At 50.4% G+C, this 20,830-nt stretch carries 21 protein-coding genes and 1 pseudogene; 10 read left to right on the top strand and 12 right to left on the bottom strand.

All coding sequences use genetic code 11. The annotated features are described in order from the left end of the window. Positions 1 to 27 precede the first annotated feature (27 nt). From glpK to fpr, 3 genes are all read left to right on the top strand, one after another. The gene (glpK, locus tag EB241_RS15565) at positions 28 to 1,542 is read left to right on the top strand and encodes a glycerol kinase GlpK (protein ID WP_124234035.1); all 1,515 of its coding nucleotides are present in this window, start codon (positions 28 to 30) and stop codon (positions 1,540 to 1,542) included. Positions 1,543 to 1,642: 100 nt separating this feature from the next. Further along, a complete protein-coding gene (gene glpX / locus EB241_RS15570) occupies positions 1,643 to 2,653 on the top strand; it encodes a class II fructose-bisphosphatase (protein WP_124234036.1) in 1,011 nt (336 codons plus the stop codon). Positions 2,654 to 2,925: 272 nt separating this feature from the next. Beyond that, positions 2,926 to 3,672 (top strand): ferredoxin--NADP(+) reductase, encoded by a 747-nt coding sequence (gene fpr / locus EB241_RS15575; RefSeq protein ID WP_124234037.1) that lies wholly within the window; start codon positions 2,926 to 2,928, stop codon positions 3,670 to 3,672. On the opposite strand, the gene EB241_RS15580 is transcribed toward fpr, so the two are convergent. Continuing rightward, positions 3,663 to 4,106, bottom strand: coding sequence for a DUF805 domain-containing protein (locus tag EB241_RS15580; RefSeq protein ID WP_124234038.1), 444 nt, complete (start codon positions 4,104 to 4,106; stop codon positions 3,663 to 3,665). The two genes, fpr and EB241_RS15580, sit on opposite strands and share 10 nt — an antisense overlap. 92 nt (positions 4,107 to 4,198) lie before the next feature. On the opposite strand from EB241_RS15580, the gene EB241_RS15585 reads away from it, so the two are divergent. After that, positions 4,199 to 4,786 (top strand): DUF1454 family protein, encoded by a 588-nt coding sequence (locus tag EB241_RS15585; protein ID WP_124234039.1) that lies wholly within the window; start codon positions 4,199 to 4,201, stop codon positions 4,784 to 4,786. 120 nt (positions 4,787 to 4,906) lie between these two features. Next, positions 4,907 to 5,674, top strand: coding sequence for a triose-phosphate isomerase (gene tpiA / locus EB241_RS15590; protein WP_124234040.1), 768 nt, complete (start codon positions 4,907 to 4,909; stop codon positions 5,672 to 5,674). 463 nt (positions 5,675 to 6,137) lie between these two features. Here the strand turns inward: tpiA and EB241_RS20965 are convergent, their stop codons facing one another. Continuing rightward, positions 6,138 to 6,290: a hypothetical protein gene (locus tag EB241_RS20965; protein ID WP_158612418.1), complete on the bottom strand. Its 153-nt coding sequence runs from the start codon at positions 6,288 to 6,290 to the stop codon at positions 6,138 to 6,140. Positions 6,291 to 6,419: 129 nt separating this feature from the next. Between EB241_RS20965 and mqo the strand changes: the two genes are divergently transcribed. Next, entirely contained in the window at positions 6,420 to 8,009 is a 1,590-nt protein-coding gene (gene mqo, locus EB241_RS15595) for a malate dehydrogenase (quinone) (protein ID WP_124234041.1), read from the top strand. Between the two features lie 73 nt (positions 8,010 to 8,082). Here the strand turns inward: mqo and EB241_RS15600 are convergent, their stop codons facing one another. Further along, the gene (locus tag EB241_RS15600; protein WP_124234140.1) at positions 8,083 to 8,670 is read right to left on the bottom strand and encodes a LysE family translocator; all 588 of its coding nucleotides are present in this window, start codon (positions 8,668 to 8,670) and stop codon (positions 8,083 to 8,085) included. Positions 8,671 to 8,805: 135 nt separating this feature from the next. On the opposite strand from EB241_RS15600, the gene EB241_RS15605 reads away from it, so the two are divergent. Further along, positions 8,806 to 10,263 carry an aminotransferase-like domain-containing protein gene (locus EB241_RS15605; RefSeq protein ID WP_124234042.1) on the top strand — a complete coding sequence of 486 codons (1,458 nt, stop codon included), beginning with the start codon at positions 8,806 to 8,808 and terminating at the stop codon, positions 10,261 to 10,263. 3 nt (positions 10,264 to 10,266) lie between these two features. Here the strand turns inward: EB241_RS15605 and EB241_RS15610 are convergent, their stop codons facing one another. Then, positions 10,267 to 10,890, bottom strand: coding sequence for a glutathione S-transferase family protein (locus tag EB241_RS15610; protein ID WP_124234043.1), 624 nt, complete (start codon positions 10,888 to 10,890; stop codon positions 10,267 to 10,269). 77 nt (positions 10,891 to 10,967) lie between these two features. Between EB241_RS15610 and EB241_RS15615 the strand changes: the two genes are divergently transcribed. Then, on the top strand, positions 10,968 to 11,819 hold the full coding sequence (locus EB241_RS15615) for a PhzF family phenazine biosynthesis protein (protein WP_124234044.1): 852 nt from the start codon (positions 10,968 to 10,970) through the stop codon (positions 11,817 to 11,819). On the opposite strand, the gene EB241_RS15620 is transcribed toward EB241_RS15615, so the two are convergent. Then, on the bottom strand, positions 11,809 to 12,051 hold the full coding sequence (locus tag EB241_RS15620) for a hypothetical protein (RefSeq protein WP_124234045.1): 243 nt from the start codon (positions 12,049 to 12,051) through the stop codon (positions 11,809 to 11,811). The genes EB241_RS15615 and EB241_RS15620 overlap by 11 nt on opposite strands. Before the next feature lie 481 nt (positions 12,052 to 12,532). Between EB241_RS15620 and yhjD the strand changes: the two genes are divergently transcribed. Next, the gene (yhjD, locus tag EB241_RS15625) at positions 12,533 to 13,537 is read left to right on the top strand and encodes an inner membrane protein YhjD (RefSeq protein WP_124234046.1); all 1,005 of its coding nucleotides are present in this window, start codon (positions 12,533 to 12,535) and stop codon (positions 13,535 to 13,537) included. A gap of 4 nt (positions 13,538 to 13,541) precedes the next feature. Here the strand turns inward: yhjD and EB241_RS15630 are convergent, their stop codons facing one another. The 7 genes from EB241_RS15630 to EB241_RS15660 form a co-directional block, all read right to left on the bottom strand. Beyond that, positions 13,542 to 14,300: a CDP-diacylglycerol diphosphatase gene (locus tag EB241_RS15630; protein WP_124234047.1), complete on the bottom strand. Its 759-nt coding sequence runs from the start codon at positions 14,298 to 14,300 to the stop codon at positions 13,542 to 13,544. A 166-nt stretch (positions 14,301 to 14,466) separates the two neighbouring features. Further along, on the bottom strand, positions 14,467 to 15,459 hold the full coding sequence (locus EB241_RS15635) for a sulfate ABC transporter substrate-binding protein (protein WP_124234048.1): 993 nt from the start codon (positions 15,457 to 15,459) through the stop codon (positions 14,467 to 14,469). A 146-nt stretch (positions 15,460 to 15,605) separates the two neighbouring features. Continuing rightward, positions 15,606 to 16,568, bottom strand: coding sequence for a 6-phosphofructokinase (gene pfkA, locus EB241_RS15640; protein ID WP_124234049.1), 963 nt, complete (start codon positions 16,566 to 16,568; stop codon positions 15,606 to 15,608). A gap of 206 nt (positions 16,569 to 16,774) precedes the next feature. Then, a complete protein-coding gene (fieF, locus tag EB241_RS15645; protein ID WP_124234050.1) occupies positions 16,775 to 17,668 on the bottom strand; it encodes a CDF family cation-efflux transporter FieF in 894 nt (297 codons plus the stop codon). Positions 17,669 to 18,048: 380 nt separating this feature from the next. Then, a complete protein-coding gene (locus EB241_RS15650; protein ID WP_124234141.1) occupies positions 18,049 to 19,038 on the bottom strand; it encodes a glycosyltransferase family 9 protein in 990 nt (329 codons plus the stop codon). Between the two features lie 720 nt (positions 19,039 to 19,758). After that, entirely contained in the window at positions 19,759 to 19,986 is a 228-nt protein-coding gene (locus tag EB241_RS21585) for a polymorphic toxin type 44 domain-containing protein (RefSeq protein ID WP_233592622.1), read from the bottom strand. A 152-nt stretch (positions 19,987 to 20,138) separates the two neighbouring features. Continuing rightward, positions 20,139 to 20,357 (bottom strand): DNA-binding transcriptional regulator, encoded by a 219-nt coding sequence (locus EB241_RS15660; protein WP_124234051.1) that lies wholly within the window; start codon positions 20,355 to 20,357, stop codon positions 20,139 to 20,141. Positions 20,358 to 20,564: 207 nt separating this feature from the next. On the opposite strand from EB241_RS15660, the pseudogene EB241_RS22070 reads away from it, so the two are divergent. Continuing rightward, positions 20,565 to 20,738 (top strand): annotated as a pseudogene (locus EB241_RS22070) (site-specific integrase); the annotation flags it as partial. Positions 20,739 to 20,830 lie beyond the last annotated feature (92 nt).

A 20,830-nucleotide genomic window follows, 5' to 3' on the forward strand; every position in this document is an offset into this window, starting at 1 on the left:
AACCTTTTGAATCATCAGGAAGGATTTATGACCACAGAAAAAAAATATATAGTCGCGCTCGATCAGGGTACAACCAGCTCCCGTGCTGTTGTACTGGATCATGATTCCAATATTGTGGCAGTTTCACAGCGTGAATTTCAGCAAATCTATCCCAAACCAGGCTGGGTCGAGCATGACCCAATGGACATCTGGGCATCACAGAGTTCCACGCTGGTCGAAGTGCTGGCGCATGCCGATATCCGTTCCGACGAAATCGCCGCGCTCGGCATCACTAACCAACGTGAGACCGCCATCGTCTGGGACAAAGAAACCGGTAAACCTGTATATAACGCTATCGTCTGGCAGGATCCACGTACCGCTGATTACTGTGCAAAACTGAAAAAAGAGGGACTCGAAGAATATATTCAGAGCACCACGGGGTTAGTTATCAACCCTTACTTCTCTGGAACCAAGGTGAAGTGGATCCTCGATAACGTCGAAGGCGCCCGCGAGCGTGCTAAACGTGGCGAACTGCTGTTTGGTACCGTTGACTGCTGGCTGGTGTGGAAAATGACCCAGGGGCGTGTTCATATCACAGATTATACCAACGCCTCGCGTACCATGATGTTCAATATCCACAAGCTGGAATGGGATCAGCGTATGCTGGATATCCTGGATATCCCACGCGAAATGTTGCCAGAAGTGAAGTCGTCTTCTGAAGTATATGGTCAGACTAACATCGGTGGCAAAGGTGGTACGCGCATACCTATCTCAGGTATTGCAGGGGATCAGCAGGCGGCACTTTATGGTCAGATGTGTGTTCAGCCCGGCATGGCGAAGAATACCTACGGTACCGGCTGCTTTATGTTGATGAATACCGGGACTGAAGCGGTAGCATCAACTCATGGCCTGCTGACCACTATCGCCTGTGGTCCACGTGGTGAAGTAAACTATGCGCTCGAAGGGGCTGTGTTTATCGGTGGGGCATCCATTCAGTGGTTACGTGATGAGATGAAATTGATTGGTGATTCCACCGATTCTGAATACTTCGCGATGAAAGTGAAAGACAGCAACGGCGTATATGTGGTTCCTGCGTTCACGGGTTTAGGTGCACCTTACTGGGACCCGTATGCGCGCGGTGCGATTTTCGGCCTGACACGCGGTGCAAATGCTAACCACATTATTCGCGCCACCCTGGAGTCGATTGCCTATCAGACGCGTGATGTACTGGAAGCGATGCAGAATGATGCTGATACCCGCCTGCAATCGCTGCGCGTGGACGGCGGTGCGGTCGCCAACAACTTCCTGATGCAGTTCCAGTCCGATATCCTTGGCACCCGCGTTGAACGTCCTGAAGTCCGCGAAGTAACGGCATTAGGTGCAGCTTACCTCGCTGGTTTGGCCGTTGGCTTCTGGAAAGATCTGGACGAAGTGCGTGAGAAAGCCGTTATCGAGCGTGAGTTCCGCCCTGGCATCGAAAGCTCAGAACGTAACTTCCGCTATGCCGGCTGGAAAAAAGCCGTTGCCCGTGCCCAGGCATGGGAAGAGCAGGACGACGCATAAACGATGTACCCCGCCCGTGATGATGGTCATCACGGGCGTTTTCCTCCCTTTTGGCTCCTGTGATAAACTCCCCCGCCCAATCTCCTCTCCAGGGCAAACCATGAAAAGAGAACTCGCCATTGAATTTTCACGCGTCACAGAAGCTGCGGCGCTGGCAGGGTATAAGTGGCTGGGACGCGGTGATAAAAATGCCGCCGACGATGCAGCTGTTCACGCCATGCGTATCATGCTTAATAAAGTGGATATCAACGGCCAGATCGTTATTGGCGAGGGGGAAATTGATGAAGCCCCAATGCTGTATATCGGTGAAAAGGTCGGCACGGGCAAAGGTGACAATGTGGATATTGCCGTTGACCCGATTGAAGGCACAAGAATGACCGCCATGGGACAGGCGAATGCATTAGCCGTACTGGCCGTGGGTGATAAAGGAAGTTTCCTGAATGCGCCTGATATGTACATGGAGAAGCTGATTGTCGGACCTGGCGCAAAAGGCGTCATCGATCTGACTCAACCATTGGATAAAAATCTGCAACGGATCGCTAAAGCGTTGCAAAAACCACTCACGGAATTAACGGTTACCCTGTTGGCAAAACCCCGCCACGATCTGGTTATCGCGCAACTGAAGCAGTTAGGCGTTCGCATTTTTGCTATTCCAGATGGCGATGTGGCCGCCTCCCTGCTGACCAGTATGCCAGACAGTGAAGTGGATGTACTTTACGGCATCGGTGGTGCGCCAGAAGGGGTGATTTCAGCTGCGGCAATCCGCGCACTGGATGGCGATATGCAGGGGCGGCTGTTAGCACGTCACGACGTAAAAGGTGACACACCTGAAAATCGGGCGATGGGTGAGCAGGAGTTACGACGCTGTGCGGAAATGGGCATAACCGCAGGCAAGGTACTACAACTGGATGAAATGGCACGTAACGATAATGTCATCTTCTCGGCCACCGGCATAACCAGCGGCGATCTGCTGAAAGGTATTACCCGCGGCGGCAATCTGGCCACCACAGAAACATTATTGATTCGTGGCAAATCCCGCACCATTCGTCGTATACAGTCAGTTCATTATCTCGACCGCAAAGACGTAAGCCTCCATCCCTATATTCTCTGAACATGACAGGCATGACAAAGCGCTGTCATACCTGTCAGTTTTTGCCCTGAAAATTTTTGCTAACACCGCAGATTCAGCGAACGCACCCTGTGACAATGTGGGAAATGCAAAAGAGCTTCAGCCAGCGTGGCGGGGCAGTATGGGCGCTGATGCAACGGGTGGCGGCGTGATAATTTGTTCATATGAGCTTTATGGTCAATGGTCACTGGAAAAATACCGCACCAGTAGCGAAGATAGGCAGCAAGTTCCCCTGAACCGACTAAGGAGTTGTTATGGCCGAATGGGTTAATGCCACTATTAAAGAAGTGAAAAACTGGACAGACAGTTTATTCAGTCTTATCGTCACTGCCCCCATAGACCCTTTTATCGCCGGTCAGTTTGCCAAACTGGCACTGGAAACAGAGGGGGAACGCATTCAGCGCGCCTACTCTTTTGTTAACGCCCCAACGAATGAGCATCTGGAATTTTATATCGTCAACGTCCCGCAAGGAAAACTCAGCCCTTATTTGCACCAGTTGCAACCCGGTCAGCAGGTGATGATCACCAAAGCATCTGCTGGTTTCTTCGTACTGGATGAAATCCCGCCATGCCAGACGCTGTGGATGTTGGCCACCGGCACCGCGATTGGGCCTTATCTGTCAATATTGCAGGAAGGGAAAGACCTGGAACGCTTTGAAAATATTGTGCTAATCCATGCCGCGCGCTACGCCCAGGATCTGAGCTACCTGCCGCTGATGCAGGAATTGCAACAACGTTATAAAGGTAAGCTGCGCATTCAGACGGTGGTCAGCCGGGAAGAGGTTGTCGGATCGCTTACCGGACGTGTCCCGGCACTGATTGCCAGCGGCCAGCTTGAAGCCGCTGTCGGGTTGCCAATTGAAGCAAAACAGAGCCACATCATGCTGTGTGGCAACCCACAAATGGTAAGGGATACCCAGCAGTTGCTAAAAGATAGCCGCCAGATGCGCAAGCACCTCAAACGTAAACCGGGCCATATTACCAGCGAGCACTACTGGTAATCTGGCGTTCTTCGTTTGGGGTAATTAACCCGACAGGCAGCCGTGCCAAAGCGATTATCTCCTCTGGTGCCGGGTAACACGCCCAGTTCCAGAGTCATCGTCACCAGAATCAACGTAGGGAGAAAACGGCCAGCCACTCCCTGCCAGTTTGTTGGCAACATCTCCCAGTTACCCGCCATCATCATCCAGGCCGCAATCAACAGAAATCCCCAATACCCCGGCTTATTGCGGTCATGGAGACGCTTCACCACCACAGCACTGGTTGGCCACAGCAAGCTGACCACGCAAAATGCCGCCGTCTGAGCACTCATCCACTCGTTGGCAGCAAGCATAAACAGCACCACCAACAGCACCAGCCACAACACCAGCCAGATCCAGAAATCGCGCCGTCCGAGCCTACCCCGATATGAAAAACACCACGCTTGTAAGGTCATTTTTTATCTCCCGGAACTGCGTCAGGCTTTGACTTTGCCAGTCATTGTCCGCTCTAATCTTCAGTTAAATGGACAGGTCAGGGCAGATTAAAATGAAAAAATCGCTTTTCACGGGCATGATGTTACTCAGCTTACTGACTGCGGCGCTAGCCGATGCTGACACTCAGGATCGGGCTGAACATATGCTCACCGCGCCCTATCTTTTGCCAGGAGCACCTACCTTTGATATGAATATCGGCAAGTTTCGCGAAAAGTATAATGCCTGCAATCCCACCTTGCAGATCCCTGAATACCGGGTAATCGACAACCGTGACGATAAAAGTAATCTGAACCGTGCCGCCAGCAAGATCAACGAAAATATCTACTCCTCAACCGCGCTTGAGCCAGGCACAGGAAAGATCAAAACGTTACAGATCACCTGGCTGCCCATCCCAGGCCCGGAAGAAAAAAGCAGTCGCGATACGGCACGCGCCTACATGGCGGCGCTGGAGCGTTTTTTTGAACCAACGCTCAATGAGGAACAAAGCCTTAAACGGCTGGACGATCTGCTTAACCGGGGAAAAGGGTTACGTTATTTTGCCCAGAGTGAAGGCGCTGTGCGCTACGTCATCGCAGATAACGGTGACAAGGGGCTGACCTTTGCTATTGAGCCGGTTAAGCTTGCCATGGTCAATGAATGACTTTCTCCCAAAGATGACGAAAAGCAAAGCCTTAAAAAGTTTTCATCTCTATACTGTCTGGCAGGTAACGCTGCTCAGGCAGACTAATTTAACCGTAGCGCAGTAAGCGTGGAGGAAATAATGCGACATCCGCTAGTAATGGGTAACTGGAAGCTGAACGGCAGCAAGCACATGGTCAATGAACTGATCGCGGGTCTGCGTACCGAGCTGAGCAGCATTGATGGCTGCGATGTGGCCATTGCCCCGCCGATCATGTATCTGGATCAGGCAAAACACGCCATTGCAGGTAGCCATATTGCGCCCGGCGCACAAAACGTTGATGTGAATCTGTCTGGCGCTTTCACGGGTGAAATTTCTGCTGAAATGCTGAAGGATATTGGCGCAAAATACATCATCATCGGCCACTCTGAGCGTCGTACTTATCATAAAGAGAGCGACGAACTGATCGCCAAAAAATTTGCCGTGCTGAAAGAAGCAGGCCTGATCCCGGTATTTTGCATTGGTGAAACTGAAGCCGAAAATGAAGCCGGTAAAACGGAAGAAGTTTGTGCCCGTCAGATCGATGCGGTGCTCAGTACTCAGGGCGCGGAAGCCTTCAATGGCGTAGTTATCGCTTATGAACCCGTCTGGGCTATCGGTACAGGCAAATCAGCAACGCCTGCCCAGGCACAGGCGGTACACAAATTCATTCGCGACCATATCGCGAAAAAAGACGCCAGCGTGGCGGCGCAGGTCATCATTCAGTATGGCGGTTCAGTGAATGATAAAAACGCAGCTGAACTGTTTGCACAGCCGGACATTGATGGCGCGCTGGTTGGCGGCGCGTCGCTGAAGGCAGATGCTTTTGCAGCCATTGTGAAAGCGGCAGCGGCGGCTAAAAACGCCTGATCCGTTCTCCCTGCACCGTTTGCGGTGCAGGGTTTTAGTGCTTCACCAACACGCCTCTTCCTGTGCTTTTCATCTTACCGCGTTGCTTTCAAACCCACCTTACGACCTAAGGGTTACGCTCAATACCAGGCCACAGCGCCAATTTTACGCATACCGATCCACGGTACCCTAAACCCGCATTTTCCTTGCAATATGAACATCCTGTGTCCCACTGGCAGTTCAGTCACCACCGCAGCCAGACGGCAACTTCCCGGTAAATCATCCCAAACAGAACCTGTGGCCCTGGCGTAACCTGCACCATTTGCGGAGCGGGATAGCTCAGTGAACTGCCGCACGTTTCGCGGACACCAGAAAATTAATCACTTAGGGCGATAGTGAACTCGATTCAGCATCAGAACCTAAGCTGTTACACTTTTCAGACATCCGTTTTCACTATCTGTAACTTCATGATTAATCTATTTTATTATGCCAACTCACTCATTTTCCAACCGCCATTATTACCCTTATTGATTTGGTTTGATTCTTCATTCTCATTTTTAATATTTAAACAATTTTTTAATTTACTCATAACAATGGTATATTTTCTGACAGCCTGACTGGTTGCAAAATCATCCATGCCTGGGATATGGAGCCGCAGCCAGCTATCCCCTTATATTCAGCGAGACAGCCTGACTTACTTCTTTGAGAGCTGTGCTGTATCACCTGCTTAACATGTTGATTCATCAACATATGGAGATGTCGCCCCATGCGAAAATCAGCCGAAAACCTTAGCCAGGCCTCCGTACAGAACCAGGAAAAAGACGTCGATGTACTCCTGATCGGCGGCGGGATCATGAGCGCAACTCTGGGTGCTTACTTACAGGAACTGGAGCCAGGCTGGCATATCAATATGGTTGAGCGCCTTGAGGACGTCTCAGGTGAAAGCTCCAACGGCTGGAACAATGCAGGCACAGGACATGCCGCGCTGGCAGAAATGAACTATACGCCGGAAAACAGCGACGGCACCGTCGATATTCAGAAAGCAGTTAACATTAACGAAGCCTTTCAGCTATCCAGACAGTTCTGGGCACATCAGGTGCAGAAAGGCATGTTGAACAATCCGCCCAGTTTTATCAAAAGCGTCCCGCATATGAGTTTTGTCTGGGGTGACGACAATATCCGTTTTCTGAAGAAACGTTTCAGTGCCCTGCAAAAGAGTACCCTGTTCCGGGGGATGGAATACTCTGAAGATGCGGAGCAAATCAGAAAATGGGTACCATTGATGATGGAAGGTCGTGATGCAGAGCAACGTGTGGCCGCTACCCGCATCTGCGCTGGGACCGACGTTAACTTTGGCGAAATCACACGCCAGCTTATTGCCTCCATGCAAAAAAGCTCTCGCTTCACTCTACAAACCCGCCATGAAGTACGTCGTTTCAAACGCAACCAGGACGGCAGCTGGAACGTCAGTCTTGCCGACCTGAAGAATAGCGGTAAAGAAAAGACCCTGCGTGCGAAATATATTTTTATTGGCGCCGGTGGTGCAGCCCTGACGCTGTTGCAGGGCACCAACATTCCTGAAGCGAAAAATTATGCAGGTTTCCCGGTCGGCGGCGAGTTTCTGGTCACTGATAATCCACAGCTGGTGCAACGTCATATGGCGAAGGTTTATGGTAAAGCCTCCGTCGGCGCTCCACCAATGTCGGTGCCACATCTGGATACTCGCATACTGGATGGTAAACAGGTGCTGCTGTTTGGCCCATTTGCGACCTTCTCTACCCGGTTCCTGAAACAGGGCTCGCTGTGGGATATGTTTGGCTCAATCACCCCAACCAACCTTATGCCAATGGTGCACGTTGGGCTGGGCAACGTTGATTTGATCAAATATCTGATAGGCCAGGTGATGCTGACCGATGATGCACGTCTTAAAGCATTGCAGGAATATTTTCCTGAAGCGCAGAAAGAGGACTGGCAGCGAGTTAAAGCTGGCCAGCGGGTGCAGATCATCAAGAAAGATGAGAAAAAAGGCGGCGTGCTTAAACTGGGAACAGAAGTGGTCACGTCTGAGGATGGCAGCATTTCTGCCCTGTTGGGTGCCTCTCCGGGCGCGTCTACTGCTGCGCCAATCATGCTCGACCTGATGAATAAAGTCTTTAAGGATAAATTCCACAGTGACGAATGGCAGTCAAAGCTGAAAGCGATTATTCCTTCTTACGGTCAGAAACTGAACGGTAATGTCGCTGCCACCGAGCATGAGCAGGCGGAAACCAGCCGTATTCTGCAACTTGACTATATCCCTTCCTCTGCGGCTAACGATGAAAGCACGGATGAGGACGCGGCAGCGATCGGTAAATAATGTCTGTTACTGTCTGAAAAGGGTGGCCAGCCACCCTCTTTTTACTACCGTACCGGTTCGCTAATCAACGCAATCAGTGGAAACGGATCGTTTCCACCAGCATCCATACCGTGGTGGCCACCAGCGACAGTGCCATGCAGGTATTGAACAGACGCAATTTCCACGGTATCTGCAAATGACGCCCCATCCGGTCCCCCATCACTGCCCAAACCAGAATGCAGGGTAAATTGAGTGCCATAAAGCCCACCGCCACCGCCAGAATGCCATTGCTTGAGGTGTACATCAGGGCAACATTGACAGCCATCAGCCACGCCTTAGGATTTACAGCCTGAAACAGCGCGCCACCCAGTAAGGTCATGGGACGGGCCTTTTCCTGCATTTCAGGTGCGCCTGAGCGAAAAATTTTCCAGGACAGCCACAGCAAATAAATACAGCCCAGTATTGCCAGCGGCAATCGGACCGCACCCATCCACTGAAGTAACACATCTAACATCACGCCCGCTATGGCAGTCTGAATCGCACAGCCAAACAAAATCCCCATGACCATTGGCCATGTTCTTCGCATACCAAAATTAACGCCTGAGGTTGCCAGCATCAGATTGTTAGGGCCTGGCGTGATCGACATAACCGTTACATAACTGAAAAAAGAGGGATCGAGCATCATAGTTGTCCTGATGGAGAGAGGTAATATCAGGATACCGATTGGCAACCGATGGAAACAGATTCAAAAAAACACTATTGTTATGGGTACAGTATTGTTTTTATCCAAACTGTACCCATTCCCGGAGGAACAATTGTGTCCATTATCGAACCGCAGGATCCCACACGCTATCAGCAGCTGGCCATTGCGCTGGCTGAGGCTATTCACTGCGGGACTTATCCTCCCGGTAGCCGCCTCCCCGCCATTCGCCGCTGTGCCAGTCATCATCAGGTCAGTGTTAATACCGTACTGGCGGCTTACCGGATACTCGAAGATCGCGGGCTGATCGAAGCACGACCACAGTCCGGCTATTATGTGCGTGGCGTGCTGCCATCAATCAAAGCAGCCAACCGTCTTCAGTCCACAGTGCACTCATTGGGCAGCGAGAAGCTGGATCTTATTGAAACAGTTTTTGCCGCACAAAATCACCCCGACTACACCAACATCTCCCTCGCCTGCCCACAGAACAGTGATTTTTTTCCTACGGCAAAAATTGCCCGCATTATGTCTTCTCTGGTACGCCGGGAACCGATACTGATTGGCCGCTATGCGCTGCCGCCCGGCAGTCTGCGACTTCGCAGGGAAATTGCACGACGGGCGTTGGATCTCGGTATGGTACTGACTGCGGAAGATGTCACGCTCACCCACGGCTGTATGGAGGCGCTACAGCTGGCGCTCCGAACCGTCACTAAACCAGGCGACTGCGTTGGTGTGGAAACCCCAACCTATTTCTATCTGTTCCCACTCCTCGCCAGTCTGGGACTGAGCGTACTGGAAATTCCCACCGACCCCCAGCATGGCCTGTCGCTGGATGCGCTGGAACTGGTGTTACAAGAAAAACGCATACAGGCGCTGGTTGCCATGCCGACCGCGCAAAATCCGTTGGGCTGTACCATGAAACTGGCCGACAAAAAGCGCCTGGCAACGCTGGTGAATCACTACCAGATCCCGCTGATTGAAGATGGCCTGTATTGTGAGCTGCAATTCGGCTGGCCACTCTCACCGGCGGTAAAAGCCTTTGATAGCGATGGCTGGATCATTCACTGCACCAGTTTCACCAAAACCATTGCGCCTGATTTTCATATTGGCTGGACGGCAGCCGGGCGTTTTCATGAAAAACTGGCGCGACTTAAATCGGTTTCCACCATGGCAGAATCTCGGCTGCTTTCCGAAACGCTGGGGCATTTTCTGGAGTCGGGCGGCTATGATCATCATCTGCGCAACCTGCGCCGACGCTACGCAGCCCAGATGGATGAAGCACGCGGCCTGATCGCCCGTCATTTTCCCAGAGGGACACGGGCCACTCAGCCCGGCGGTGGGTTCGTGTTCTGGGTTGAACTGCCCGGCCATATCGATTGTGTCGCCCTGTTTCATCGTCTGTTGCAGGAAAAAATCTGCCTGACGCCCGGTGCGCTTTATACACTCAGTGAACGCGGTAAAAGCGCGATGCGCCTGAGCTGCTGCTATCCGTTTGACGATCGCTACAGTTGGGCACTGAAAAGAACCGGTGCACTGGCATGTGAAATGAGCGGAATAGCAGCAGGCATTGGCTGATGCTCAGGGCGTGCCGTTGCGCCCCCAGTTTACGTAACCTTTTCTTTCGGTCAGCCGTTCATAATAGTCGCGAACCGCAGGCAGGCAGGGATGATCCAATGGCGTCTCGTACCAGCGGTTAACGGACAGGCCGACAGGAATGTCCGCAAGTGAAAAGGTACTCCCCGCGACATATGCACCGGTGCGTTCCAGTTGCTGGTTGAGGATAGCCATGGTGTAAGACCATCCTTTACAGGCAGCGGCCAGCAGACGCGGATCCTGATGCGCGGGTGAATGGCGGACCAGCGACATAAAGGCATACCGCCACGACGTATTCAGCTCGGTCGCCTGCCAGTCAATCCACTGATCGACCGGCGCACGCAAACGGGGAGCGTCAGGATACAGCCAGTCACCGCCGTATGCATTCGCCAGATAGCGGATAATGGCATTGGACTCCCACATAATAAAATCGTCGTCCTGAATAACCGGGATCATCGCGTTGGGATTCATCGCTTTAAAAGCCGGCTCCTGCGGTGATTTGAACCCTTCACCCCAGTCATCACGCCGACAGATAATATCCAGCTCGTCGCACAGCCACAGCACTTTTCTGACATTGATCGATGAGTCTCTTCCTAATATCTTCAGCATAATATCGTCACTTTATTTCAGGCTCAGGCTATTAATAACCAACCTTCGCCGCACTGACAATAGCAAGGAGACTCACGATGGCGCGATTACGTGCTTTTAAACAGGTTGATGTTTTCACCTCTTCTCCACTGAACGGTAACCCGCTCGCGGTAGTGCTTGATGCCACCGGCTTAAGCGATGAACAGATGAAAGCCATTGCCCGCTGGACAAATCTGTCGGAAACCACTTTTGTGCTGCCAGCCGACGATCCGACCGCCGACTATCGGGTGCGAATCTTTACCCCTGAACTTGAGCTGCCATTTGCCGGACATCCAACGCTTGGTACAGCACACGCCCTGCTGGAAGCAGGAATGACGCCGCAGCACCCCGGTAAAATCATTCAGCAATGCGGGCATGGCCTGGTGAGCGTAAGAATTTCTGAGGATAACGATCTTGCCTTCGCGGCACCGGAGGCGACGCTGACCGAATTCCGCGATATGCCTCTGGACAGCGCACTGAACAGTGATAGGTGGGAAACCCGTCTGCCAGTCATGGTGGCAGATATGGGTATCCGCTGGCTGCTGGTGCCGATGATATCAGCCGACGCAGTGCTGGCAATTCAGGCCAACGCGGTCGAGTTGGAGCGGCTGACACGTAAAGCGCATGTTAACGGAGTGATGCCGTTTGGGCCATTACACAGTGGAAACGAACACTATGAAGTGCGTGGCCTGTTCACAGAAAAAGGCACGTTGATTGAAGATCCCGTCACGGGTAGCGCCAACGCCTGTCTGGCCCGTTATCTTCAGGCTCAGGGGATCAAACCTGAGTATCGCGTCCGCCAGGGTACAGCGCTGCAACGTGCCGGTCGCCTGAGCGTCACCAGTGATGCCGACGGCGTGTGGATTGGCGGCAAAACGGTCACGGTGATCGACGGCACTGTCAGCATCTGAATTTGCTAAAAACGGTGAGCCGCCGCTGGTAAACGGGTGAAGGCAAGGACAGTCGTTGCATTTTGCAATATTGGTTCTTCTTGCCTTCAGCTGATGAGCATAAATCTGCGTATTTGTTTTGCTGCATCCCTCGCAGAATTTTTGATACCGTTGTCACGCCTCCTATCCTGGGGAAATAGCTGAATTTTACATGCCAGACCTGACTGATGGCTTTTTTTGCTTTCCAGTTCATCAATTTTTCCGTAAAGACCCGTAACTCACCTTTTTCAATACCGCGATGTTCGCTTTTCCGCCTGAATTAAAAAACCTCGCCGGACGAGCCAACCAGCATCAAAGGTTCAATGCCTGCCCCTTTCTCAGAAAACACATATTCTTTTCCGGGATCACGGAGCGCTACAGTTAGCCTGTCAGAAATAATGCTTTGCTGAAAATGGGAACGGACGCTCTCCACATGCATATGTCACAACCAGGTCCGGCGGCTGAATCTGGCATGCAGTTAATAAGCTAAGCCTCTGTTTCTTAATCGGATGGCGTTTCCTTTTCTTACAAGCGTCAAAAACGCATAGCCTGCCCCGATAATCCTTGCCGCAATCTGGCGAGGCAGGTGCACAGGTCTGAGGCATGACTGAGCAGTGCGATGCGACATTACGTAAACCGATCGGCAGGTTATAATTTGCTTACGGTCCACTCCTGAAGAAAACGAAGAAGGTTTCATGACGGAAAAAAAAACGACAGATGTACAGCACTCCGAAGAGAAACCACTGATTAATATCAAAACGGGAAATCAAGCCGTCGACAAATCGATTGGTCGCATTTCAACCCTGGCCACCCGGTTCAAGGCGAACCACGCCGTGGCCCATTTTATCCGTGCGGGAGAACGCTTTAACGACCGGCTGGGTAGCCAGTTTGGTGCTGCCATCACCTATTTCTCCTTTCTCTCCCTGATACCAATCCTGATGGTGTCCTTTGCCGCCGTGGGCTTCGTGCTGGCGTCTAATCAGAATTTGTTGACGGAGCTGATTAATAAGATCGTCAACAGCATCAGCGATCCTGGCCTTGCCTCAACGCTGAAAAATACGGTAAACACCGCCGTACAACAGCGAACAACGGTTGGCCTGACCGGCCTGCTTATTGCGCTCTATTCAGGGATCAGCTGGATGGGTAATCTGCGTGAGGCTATTCGCGCGCAATCACGTGATGTTTGGGAACGTAACGAGCAGGACAAAGAGAAACTCTGGTTTAAGTATTCCCGTGACTTTATTTCGCTGACGGGTCTGGTGACGGCACTCATTGTGACGCTCTCCCTGACATCCATTGCCGGGGCTGCTCAGGCAACCATTGTCCGTGCGTTGGGATTAGATGGCATTGAGTGGCTGCGTCCGGCAATGACGCTGATTGCACTGTCGATATCGGTTCTGGCTAATTATCTGCTTTTTCTGTGGATTTTCTGGATATTGCCTCGCCATAAACCCCGCAAGAAAGCATTGTTACGGGGTACTCTGCTTGCCGCTGTGGGGTTCGAAACGATCAAATTTATCATGACGTTAACGCTGCCGAAACTGGCTTCTTCGCCATCAGGTGCAGCATTCGGCTCAGTTCTGGGGCTGATGGCATTTTTCTATTTCTTTGCGCGTTTAACACTGTTTTGTGCCGCATGGATTGCCACGGCAAAGTACGCTGACGACAAACCGATGGCATCAGCCACAATAAAACGCTAAGCCGTTACGATTTCAGAATACTGCAACTGTGGTCCTGTAGCTCTTCTGCAGAACCACGGTTCATTGACAGTAAATCGCGCTTAATGACCATCAGTACACGGCGTCCATCAGGCAACACGGCAACAGCGATACCATATTTATACATCTCTTCCCGGGCACCGGGCAGTTCGTTAGCGACGTGAATAAACGGGCTGGTCTTCTGCATCTCATCGCCACTCATCGTCCTGACCTGATACTGGTGTTCTCCCAACTGTTCAGACTGCCACGTGCCGTTCAGTGTCGAAGACAGACTGTCCAGACGCTGGCGAATGTCTCGCCGCAGACAGGAAATATGGATATGTAGCTGGTTCTGCGTTCTGCCGCGCAGTGAATTGACCGTTAAAGATACGGCGCTGTCGTTTATCGGCTGGCCACGTTTTTCTGCCATGTAATGGCGGGCACGCCAGGCCTCAGCAAAAAAATTGGAGGTAGCAGGATGCAGTAATTTCGGGCTTTCAATACCGGTGATCTTTTGAACCGGGATCAGCAAAAATTGCAGTGGCCCGGTGCGATCTTTCAGCAGCACGTAATCATAACGGAGATCAACCAGGCGGCATGGCGTAGGATCATGATTCTTCTGCTGATTCGGCACACATTTCTGACTGACTATATTCCATAAGGCATCCGCGCTGGTTTTATGACTTAGCGCAACAGAGGCGCAGCCCGCTGTCACCACAACCCCAACTAATGCCACTACGATGAGGGTATGCTTTTGCCCCTGCATGTCTGAAACCTCTGAGCTTTGTTCGCCCACAATGTAAACCGATCAGTATAGAAGATCATTTCAAATAATATATCCTGGTGATTGATGAAATAATGGTTACGAAGATGTGGCAGACAGCAAAACATCAGGCCGGGTTGATGCCCGGCCCTGGTAGAAAATCTCGTGTTCAGCGCTGCATTGCCTGATCGTAGGTGCCACCATCGGCAAAATGCGTTTTCTGTGCTTTGCTCCAGCCTCCAAACTTAGCATCGTCGATAGTAAACAGCTTCACCGGTGCGAAAGTGCTGGCGTATTTTTTTGCCACCGCGGGATCGCGGGGACGATAATAATTTTTGGCCGCAATCTCCTGCCCTTCAGGCGAGTAGAGATACTTCAGGTATGCTTCGGCAACTTTACGGGTGTCACGCTCGTCCACCACTTTATCCACCACCGACACAGTAGGCTCCGCAAGGATGGATTCGCCTGGCGTGACAATTTCAAACTGATCTTTACCCAGTTTATTCACCGCCAGATAGGCTTCATTCTCCCAGGCAATCAGCACATCCCCGATCCCACGCTCCACAAAGGTATTCGTGGCACCTCTTGCGCCGGAATCCTGGACTTCGACATTTTTAAACAGCGCCTTAATGTAAGCCTGAGCTTTAGTCGTATCGCCCTTATTTTTATCCATCGCCCAGCCCCAGGCAGCCAGATAATTCCAGCGTGCGCCACCGGAGGTTTTTGGATTAGGCGTAATAACGGATACGCCTGGTTTGGTGAGATCCTGCCAGTCGTGTATTTGCTTGGGATTACCCTTGCGAACAAGAAATACGATAGTGGAGGTATAGGGAGCGGAGTTATCCGGCAGGCGCTTGATCCAGTTTTTATCAATACGCCCACGGTCAGCAATCGCATCCACGTCAGATTGCAGCGCCAGTGTCACTACGTCGGCGCGGATACCATTGATTACCGACGTGGCCTGTTTGCCGGACCCACCATGTGACTGGCGGATCACCACATTGTCACCGGTTTCCTGCTTATAGTGTGCGCTGAACGCCTTGTTATACTGCTCGTACAGCTCACGGGTTGGATCGTAAGACACATTTAACAGCTGGATATCCTTCGCCAGAACACTGGTTGAAGCCAGCAACAGGGTCAACCCCACACTCCACTTATTCATCTCACTCACGCTCCCAGAGTCTATTTGTTAAGACGAGCGTGACATAAACTCTTTTACGTTTTAAAGAATTAAAAAGTAGCCTTAATAGCTGAATGGAATAACAGTTGGCGTAAAAAAGGCACTCGACTTCAGTGCCTTGATTTATCTCAGTAAAGTTTCTTAGCCGTTTCCAGCCAGTCACCTTTAAACGGACGCTTCATGTTTTCAATGGCATCAATAATGTCATGATGCACCATTTTTTCGTTCTGAATGCCCACACAACGGCCGCCATACCCCTGTAACAGCAGCTCAATAGAATAAGCCCCCATCCGGGAAGCCAGAATCCGGTCATAGGCTACCGGCGCACCGCCTCGCTGAATATGACCGAGAACGGTGGCACGAGTCTCACGTTTTGTCTCAGATTCAATATATTTAGCCAGTTCGTCGATATCACAAATGTGCTCGGTTATCGCCACAATAGCGTGTTTTTTCCCTTTCGCGATACCCGCTTTGATTTCCTCCACCAGTTCTTCACGGGTGTAGGGGATCTCAGGCAGCACAATAAACTCACAGCCACCGGCAATCGCCGCCGCCAGCGTCAAATCGCCACAATAGCGTCCCATCACTTCCACAATAGAAATACGCTGGTGAGAAGAAGAAGTATCCCGCAGCCGGTCAATTGCTTCCACCACGGTTTCCAGCGCGGTGAAATAGCCGATGGTGTAGTCAGTCCCTGCAACGTCATTATCGATAGTGCCGGGCAAACCAATGCATGGGAACCCCATTTCGGTCAGACGCTTAGCACCCATATAGGAGCCATCACCACCAATAACCACCAGCGCATCAATACCGCGCTTTTTCATGTTCTCAATGGCAACAGCACGGACAGATTCTTCACGGAACTCAGGGAAACGGGCCGAACCAAGAAAGGTCCCACCGCGGTTGATCATATCCGATACGCTGTAGCGATCCAGATTCATCATGCGGTCTTCATACAGTCCCATATAGCCATCATAAATTCCAAAAACTTCCAAATTTTCACTCAATGCGGCGCGGACAACTCCCCGGATGGCTGCATTCATGCCGGGAGCGTCACCACCACTTGTCAGTACACCGATTTTTTTAATCATCACAACCTCTGAACTTGTTAATGCAAATTTAAAAATTCTTAACGACGCGGGGAAGCAGTAGACGCGAACGATTTTACGAACTGATAATGGTAATAGTATAACAAAGCCTGTGAGCTGAATTGATTCAGGTCAGTGAACATTCCGCTATTTTCTTCCCCTTCTCATTCCCGGCAATAAGGAAATGAAACACGCATTTAACTGGAATCTTAACGCATATGATGCGATTCGGAAACGACCGAGCAAGGGTCCTGGTGAATAGTAATATCTGCGCCGGGGAAACCTGCCAGCAACGCTTGCTCAACTTCCTCCGCAATGCGATGAGCATGGAGTAATGGCAGGTTATCATCCAGTTCCAGATGTAATTGAATAAAGCGGGTTGGACCAGACTGGCGAGTACGAATATCATGTGCGCCCTGCACACCTGGCCAACTGGAGACAATGTGCTTAATCTCCTGCTGATCTTCCTCTGACAGTGCTCTGTCGAGCAGTGACTGCACAGCGTCATAGCCCATACGTAGCGCACTGTAGAGGATCCAGACAGCAATACCCAGTGCAAAAAGTGCATCAGCACGCCTGAAGCCATACCAACTGAGCGCCAGCCCCAGCAAAATTGCACCATTCATGATCACGTCAGACTGGTAATGTAGCATGTCGGCACGAACTGCCTGGCTGCGGGTACGTCGCACAACCCAACGCTGAAAAGTCACCAGTATCAGTGTGGAAAACAGCGCTAACAGGGTCACCACAATCCCGACCAGAGGAGCACGTATTTCATTGGGTGAAGTAATGTGTTGTAAACCCGTCAGGAAAAGGAACAGCGCCGAACCGGAAATAAACATACTTTGTGCCAGCGCGGCCAGAGATTCTGCTTTACCGTGACCGAAAGTGTGCTCGTCGTCAGCAGGCTGAAGAGAGTAGCGCACCACCAAAAGATTGGTCAGAGAAGCAGCAATATCTACCAGTGAGTCCACCAGCGACGCCAACAGACCGACAGAGCCGGTATACCACCAGGCAAAAATTTTCACTAACAGTAAGAGTGAGGCCAGCGTGGTTGCCGCCACTGCGGCCGAATTCACCAAACGCGCATAGTGTTGTTCCATGTCCTGCTCCGTTTACTACAGAACAATCAGTATACTGTATTTCGCATCCTGATATGGCCCCGAAACAAAAGTCAAAAAACCGTTTTTTATAAACCGCTTTAATTAATGATTACCCCGTTCAGAACACAACTCATCGGCGCAGAACTCCCGCTTATATCGCCCCCTCGGTTTATTCTGCTTTAATACCTTTACCTGTTGATTTCGCTAATTCATGGCAATCATCACAAACTATCGTCGACAGTAGTCTGCCCCTCCAGTCAGACCATGTTTACTATCCGTCACGCCTTTGCCTGTTACAGGTCTTTTCAGATTCAGTCAGAATCCTGTTATTATTTTTTGAGGATACACATAGATATACTGTAACCCTCATTCCCGTACTGTTATACCTCATCACTTTTCGCCTCATCTAAAACTTTCTTCACCGCTGTCAGCACAGATGAAACCGAAATATCATTGACGCGTTTTCCTTCATGAATCATGATATTTCTTACACCAACCGGATACCAGCGAAGATATTTCTCTGGCCGGGACTCAAATAACGCAACCACCGGAATATTTAATGCGCAGGAGAGATGCACGGGCGCGCTGTCAGCCGATACCGTCAGCTGAAGATGCGTCATCGCCGCTGTCAGGTCTGGTAAAGTCGGCGTTGATACGCGACATACATTTGCCATATTGTCCCACCCCTCAGGGAATATCTCTTCAGGTGAATGAAATACGACCACCTCATAAAACACTGCCAACGCGTCCGCCAGCGACTTCCATTTATCCCAGTCCCAGCTCCTTTCATAACTGTTATTCGAGACAAACAGCCCAACCCTGCACCTCTGTTTATCCCTGAACAGGTTATGCCATTTTATTTTAAGATCGCTGTGTGGGTAAACACGTAATGAAAGCACTTCAGGGATAGCCAACTCGGGAACGAGTTTATAGCCAGATAATGCCTCATGCATCATGGGTCTTGTTTCAACATGGGACCGTTTCCTGTCGTCGAACTCGGTATCAGCATTGTGCCAGCGACAATCAGGAACATTTAATTGTTTAGCGAAATTGATTGCGTTTTTATTCATTCCACCATTTGGTATAACAACCAAATCAAACTTAATTTTTCGCAACCTTAATATCAAACAAAGCCTGTCTGTCAAAGAATTGAAAAAACCCTCCCTGGGATTTTTACTTCTGTTCTTCGAATAAATATATTGGTGAACGACATTAACATCAGGATTATTATCAAGCACTGGAGCATTGTATTTATTAGCCAGAACATGGATTTCCGCCTGTGGCCAACGCACTCGTAAGGAGTGTAGAAATGGTGTTGTGCAAACCATGTCACCCAGAAAATCAATGCGGATAACCAAAATCCGTTGTATTTTTGCCTCGCCCATCAACCCCCCAAAAAAACCAAAGCACCGTATATTATGGAAGATTACTGAAGCCATCCGTCAAGATCACGAAAATTAAATTTCTTCTATCGAAAAAATCGGTAAATTTATTATTTTTGTAAGAAAAAACAATAAAATGAAACAAAAAATGAATTTTATTCTGTAAATAAAAGCATTCAGGCCTGAAAATGAAAACTTATTCCGATTAGCCTCAATACGTTGGCCTCATCATGAAATATAAACCGACTAAAACAGGCTGTCTTTGAAGAATTCCCCACGGGCTGATGAACCGTCCAACTTTCACTTCCCACTTAAAAAACATGGAGCTGATATTAAAAAAAACCAGCCATAGCGCTGTCTTCGGGGAGTGAGCCGTTGCGTTCAACACGGGGCACGACTAACGTTTTACCATCGTAGAGAAGGGCTGGCGTTGAAAACGAGTAAATCTTACCGGCCAGCGTTAGTTGTTTCTGACTGATTAAGCGGCCATCGTGTGGAGCGTTTTCGGAACACCACAGCAGTCCGCCGACGATAACCATGCGTCACAGGAACATCGTAAGTTTTCGGAGCTACCACTCATACTTAACAGCCGTGTCGATTTGCATAATCTATCCTCTGTTGAATCCAGTGCTGATCGCGCGGGTCATCACCATACGGGATATCGCGGTACCAGTGCCCCCACCGTGGATCAGCTGTTCCCGCCCGGCATTACGCCCAGCCAGCTCCACGTAACAATATTTCTTCTGGTATTCCGGCAACAACGCCCGTTGCACCGTAATTAAAATTACCAAAATTTTGGTAGCTGGCTCCTTGCTGTTTATAGTCCCACGGCCCCTTATTGCGAATCTGCTGGTAAAACCAGTAATAAACAGGCGGTGTAGCCATGTTGCAGGGCATGCCACGATAGCGGGCTTCCTGAAGATTTTTTGCTATCAATGAGAAGCCCCTGGAGGCATAAGCGGGATTACAGCCATGATATTGTGTCTTCCTGACGAAATTGATAAGCGAAACTGACCTTATCAAATATGGTGGAAAATGGCATCTCTGCAAACCAAAAGCCCCGCAATCGCGGGGCTTGTTGTTGGTGGTTACATCCACATAGTTTGTTGGCCAGATAGCAAGGGATGCGGCCTGACGGCATTTATCTCACCCGGCTTAACAATGTAACGCTGCACCGAATCAAACGTGATAAATGTGGCGCTGCAATTCACGTTCTGGCACTGGTGATAACGCTCTTTGGTCGTGTCGGTCATATAACGGCTTGTGCGTGCGTGGGCGGCAAGCTGGCACAACGGGCAATGAAACATATCACGCACCTCAATGGTTTGAGTGATGCGTTAATTCCACCCAATAAATACTTACATAACAGAAAGATAAACAACAATTACAGTTCATCATTTTCCGCATTGCAATCCATATCAGACAGCTTAACCTCAGCTCTGAGCACGTCGTGCAGCCACTATTATTCAGATTGTGAGTTATCCACTGATTAGCCATGCCTGCTCTTACATGACGCGCTTTTGTGCCTGAAGGGCGGAGGAAGATGGACGGAGGTTGCAACGCTGAAATCAGCGCAGATAACAGGCTGCAGGGTTATCTTTTTGAAAACTAAAAACGATAAAAAGCGAACCATGCCTGTTTATGAGGAACTGGAGAACAAGCTAAAGAGGAGGCCTTCGCGTACCTTGCGCCTGACTGCCTGCACAACGCCGTCGCGCTGAATCCTTTTAACGGTAAAGTGACATTATAGATTCCCTCTCTGAGCGTTCACATTCAGAGA

This window comes from Erwinia psidii, assembly GCF_003846135.1.
In the GTDB taxonomy this organism is placed as follows: Bacteria; Pseudomonadota; Gammaproteobacteria; order Enterobacterales; family Enterobacteriaceae; genus Erwinia; species Erwinia psidii.

Bases quoted from the DNA above. Each gene is read 5' to 3' on its own strand.
- glpK (WP_124234035.1), top strand. From the start codon at position 28: ATGACCACAGAAAAAAAATATATAGTCGCGCTCGATCAGGGTACAACC.
- glpX (WP_124234036.1), top strand. From the start codon at position 1,643: ATGAAAAGAGAACTCGCCATTGAATTTTCACGCGTCACAGAAGCTGCG.
- fpr (WP_124234037.1), top strand. From the start codon at position 2,926: ATGGCCGAATGGGTTAATGCCACTATTAAAGAAGTGAAAAACTGGACA.
- EB241_RS15580 (WP_124234038.1), bottom strand. From the start codon at position 4,106: ATGACCTTACAAGCGTGGTGTTTTTCATATCGGGGTAGGCTCGGACGG.
- EB241_RS15585 (WP_124234039.1), top strand. From the start codon at position 4,199: ATGAAAAAATCGCTTTTCACGGGCATGATGTTACTCAGCTTACTGACT.
- tpiA (WP_124234040.1), top strand. From the start codon at position 4,907: ATGCGACATCCGCTAGTAATGGGTAACTGGAAGCTGAACGGCAGCAAG.
- EB241_RS20965 (WP_158612418.1), bottom strand. From the start codon at position 6,290: ATGGATGATTTTGCAACCAGTCAGGCTGTCAGAAAATATACCATTGTT.
- mqo (WP_124234041.1), top strand. From the start codon at position 6,420: ATGCGAAAATCAGCCGAAAACCTTAGCCAGGCCTCCGTACAGAACCAG.
- EB241_RS15600 (WP_124234140.1), bottom strand. From the start codon at position 8,670: ATGCTCGATCCCTCTTTTTTCAGTTATGTAACGGTTATGTCGATCACG.
- EB241_RS15610 (WP_124234043.1), bottom strand. From the start codon at position 10,890: ATGCTGAAGATATTAGGAAGAGACTCATCGATCAATGTCAGAAAAGTG.
- EB241_RS15615 (WP_124234044.1), top strand. From the start codon at position 10,968: ATGGCGCGATTACGTGCTTTTAAACAGGTTGATGTTTTCACCTCTTCT.
- EB241_RS15620 (WP_124234045.1), bottom strand. From the start codon at position 12,051: ATGAACTGGAAAGCAAAAAAAGCCATCAGTCAGGTCTGGCATGTAAAA.
- yhjD (WP_124234046.1), top strand. From the start codon at position 12,533: ATGACGGAAAAAAAAACGACAGATGTACAGCACTCCGAAGAGAAACCA.
- EB241_RS15630 (WP_124234047.1), bottom strand. From the start codon at position 14,300: ATGCAGGGGCAAAAGCATACCCTCATCGTAGTGGCATTAGTTGGGGTT.
- EB241_RS15635 (WP_124234048.1), bottom strand. From the start codon at position 15,459: ATGAATAAGTGGAGTGTGGGGTTGACCCTGTTGCTGGCTTCAACCAGT.
- pfkA (WP_124234049.1), bottom strand. From the start codon at position 16,568: ATGATTAAAAAAATCGGTGTACTGACAAGTGGTGGTGACGCTCCCGGC.
- fieF (WP_124234050.1), bottom strand. From the start codon at position 17,668: ATGGAACAACACTATGCGCGTTTGGTGAATTCGGCCGCAGTGGCGGCA.
- EB241_RS15660 (WP_124234051.1), bottom strand. From the start codon at position 20,357: ATGTTTCATTGCCCGTTGTGCCAGCTTGCCGCCCACGCACGCACAAGC.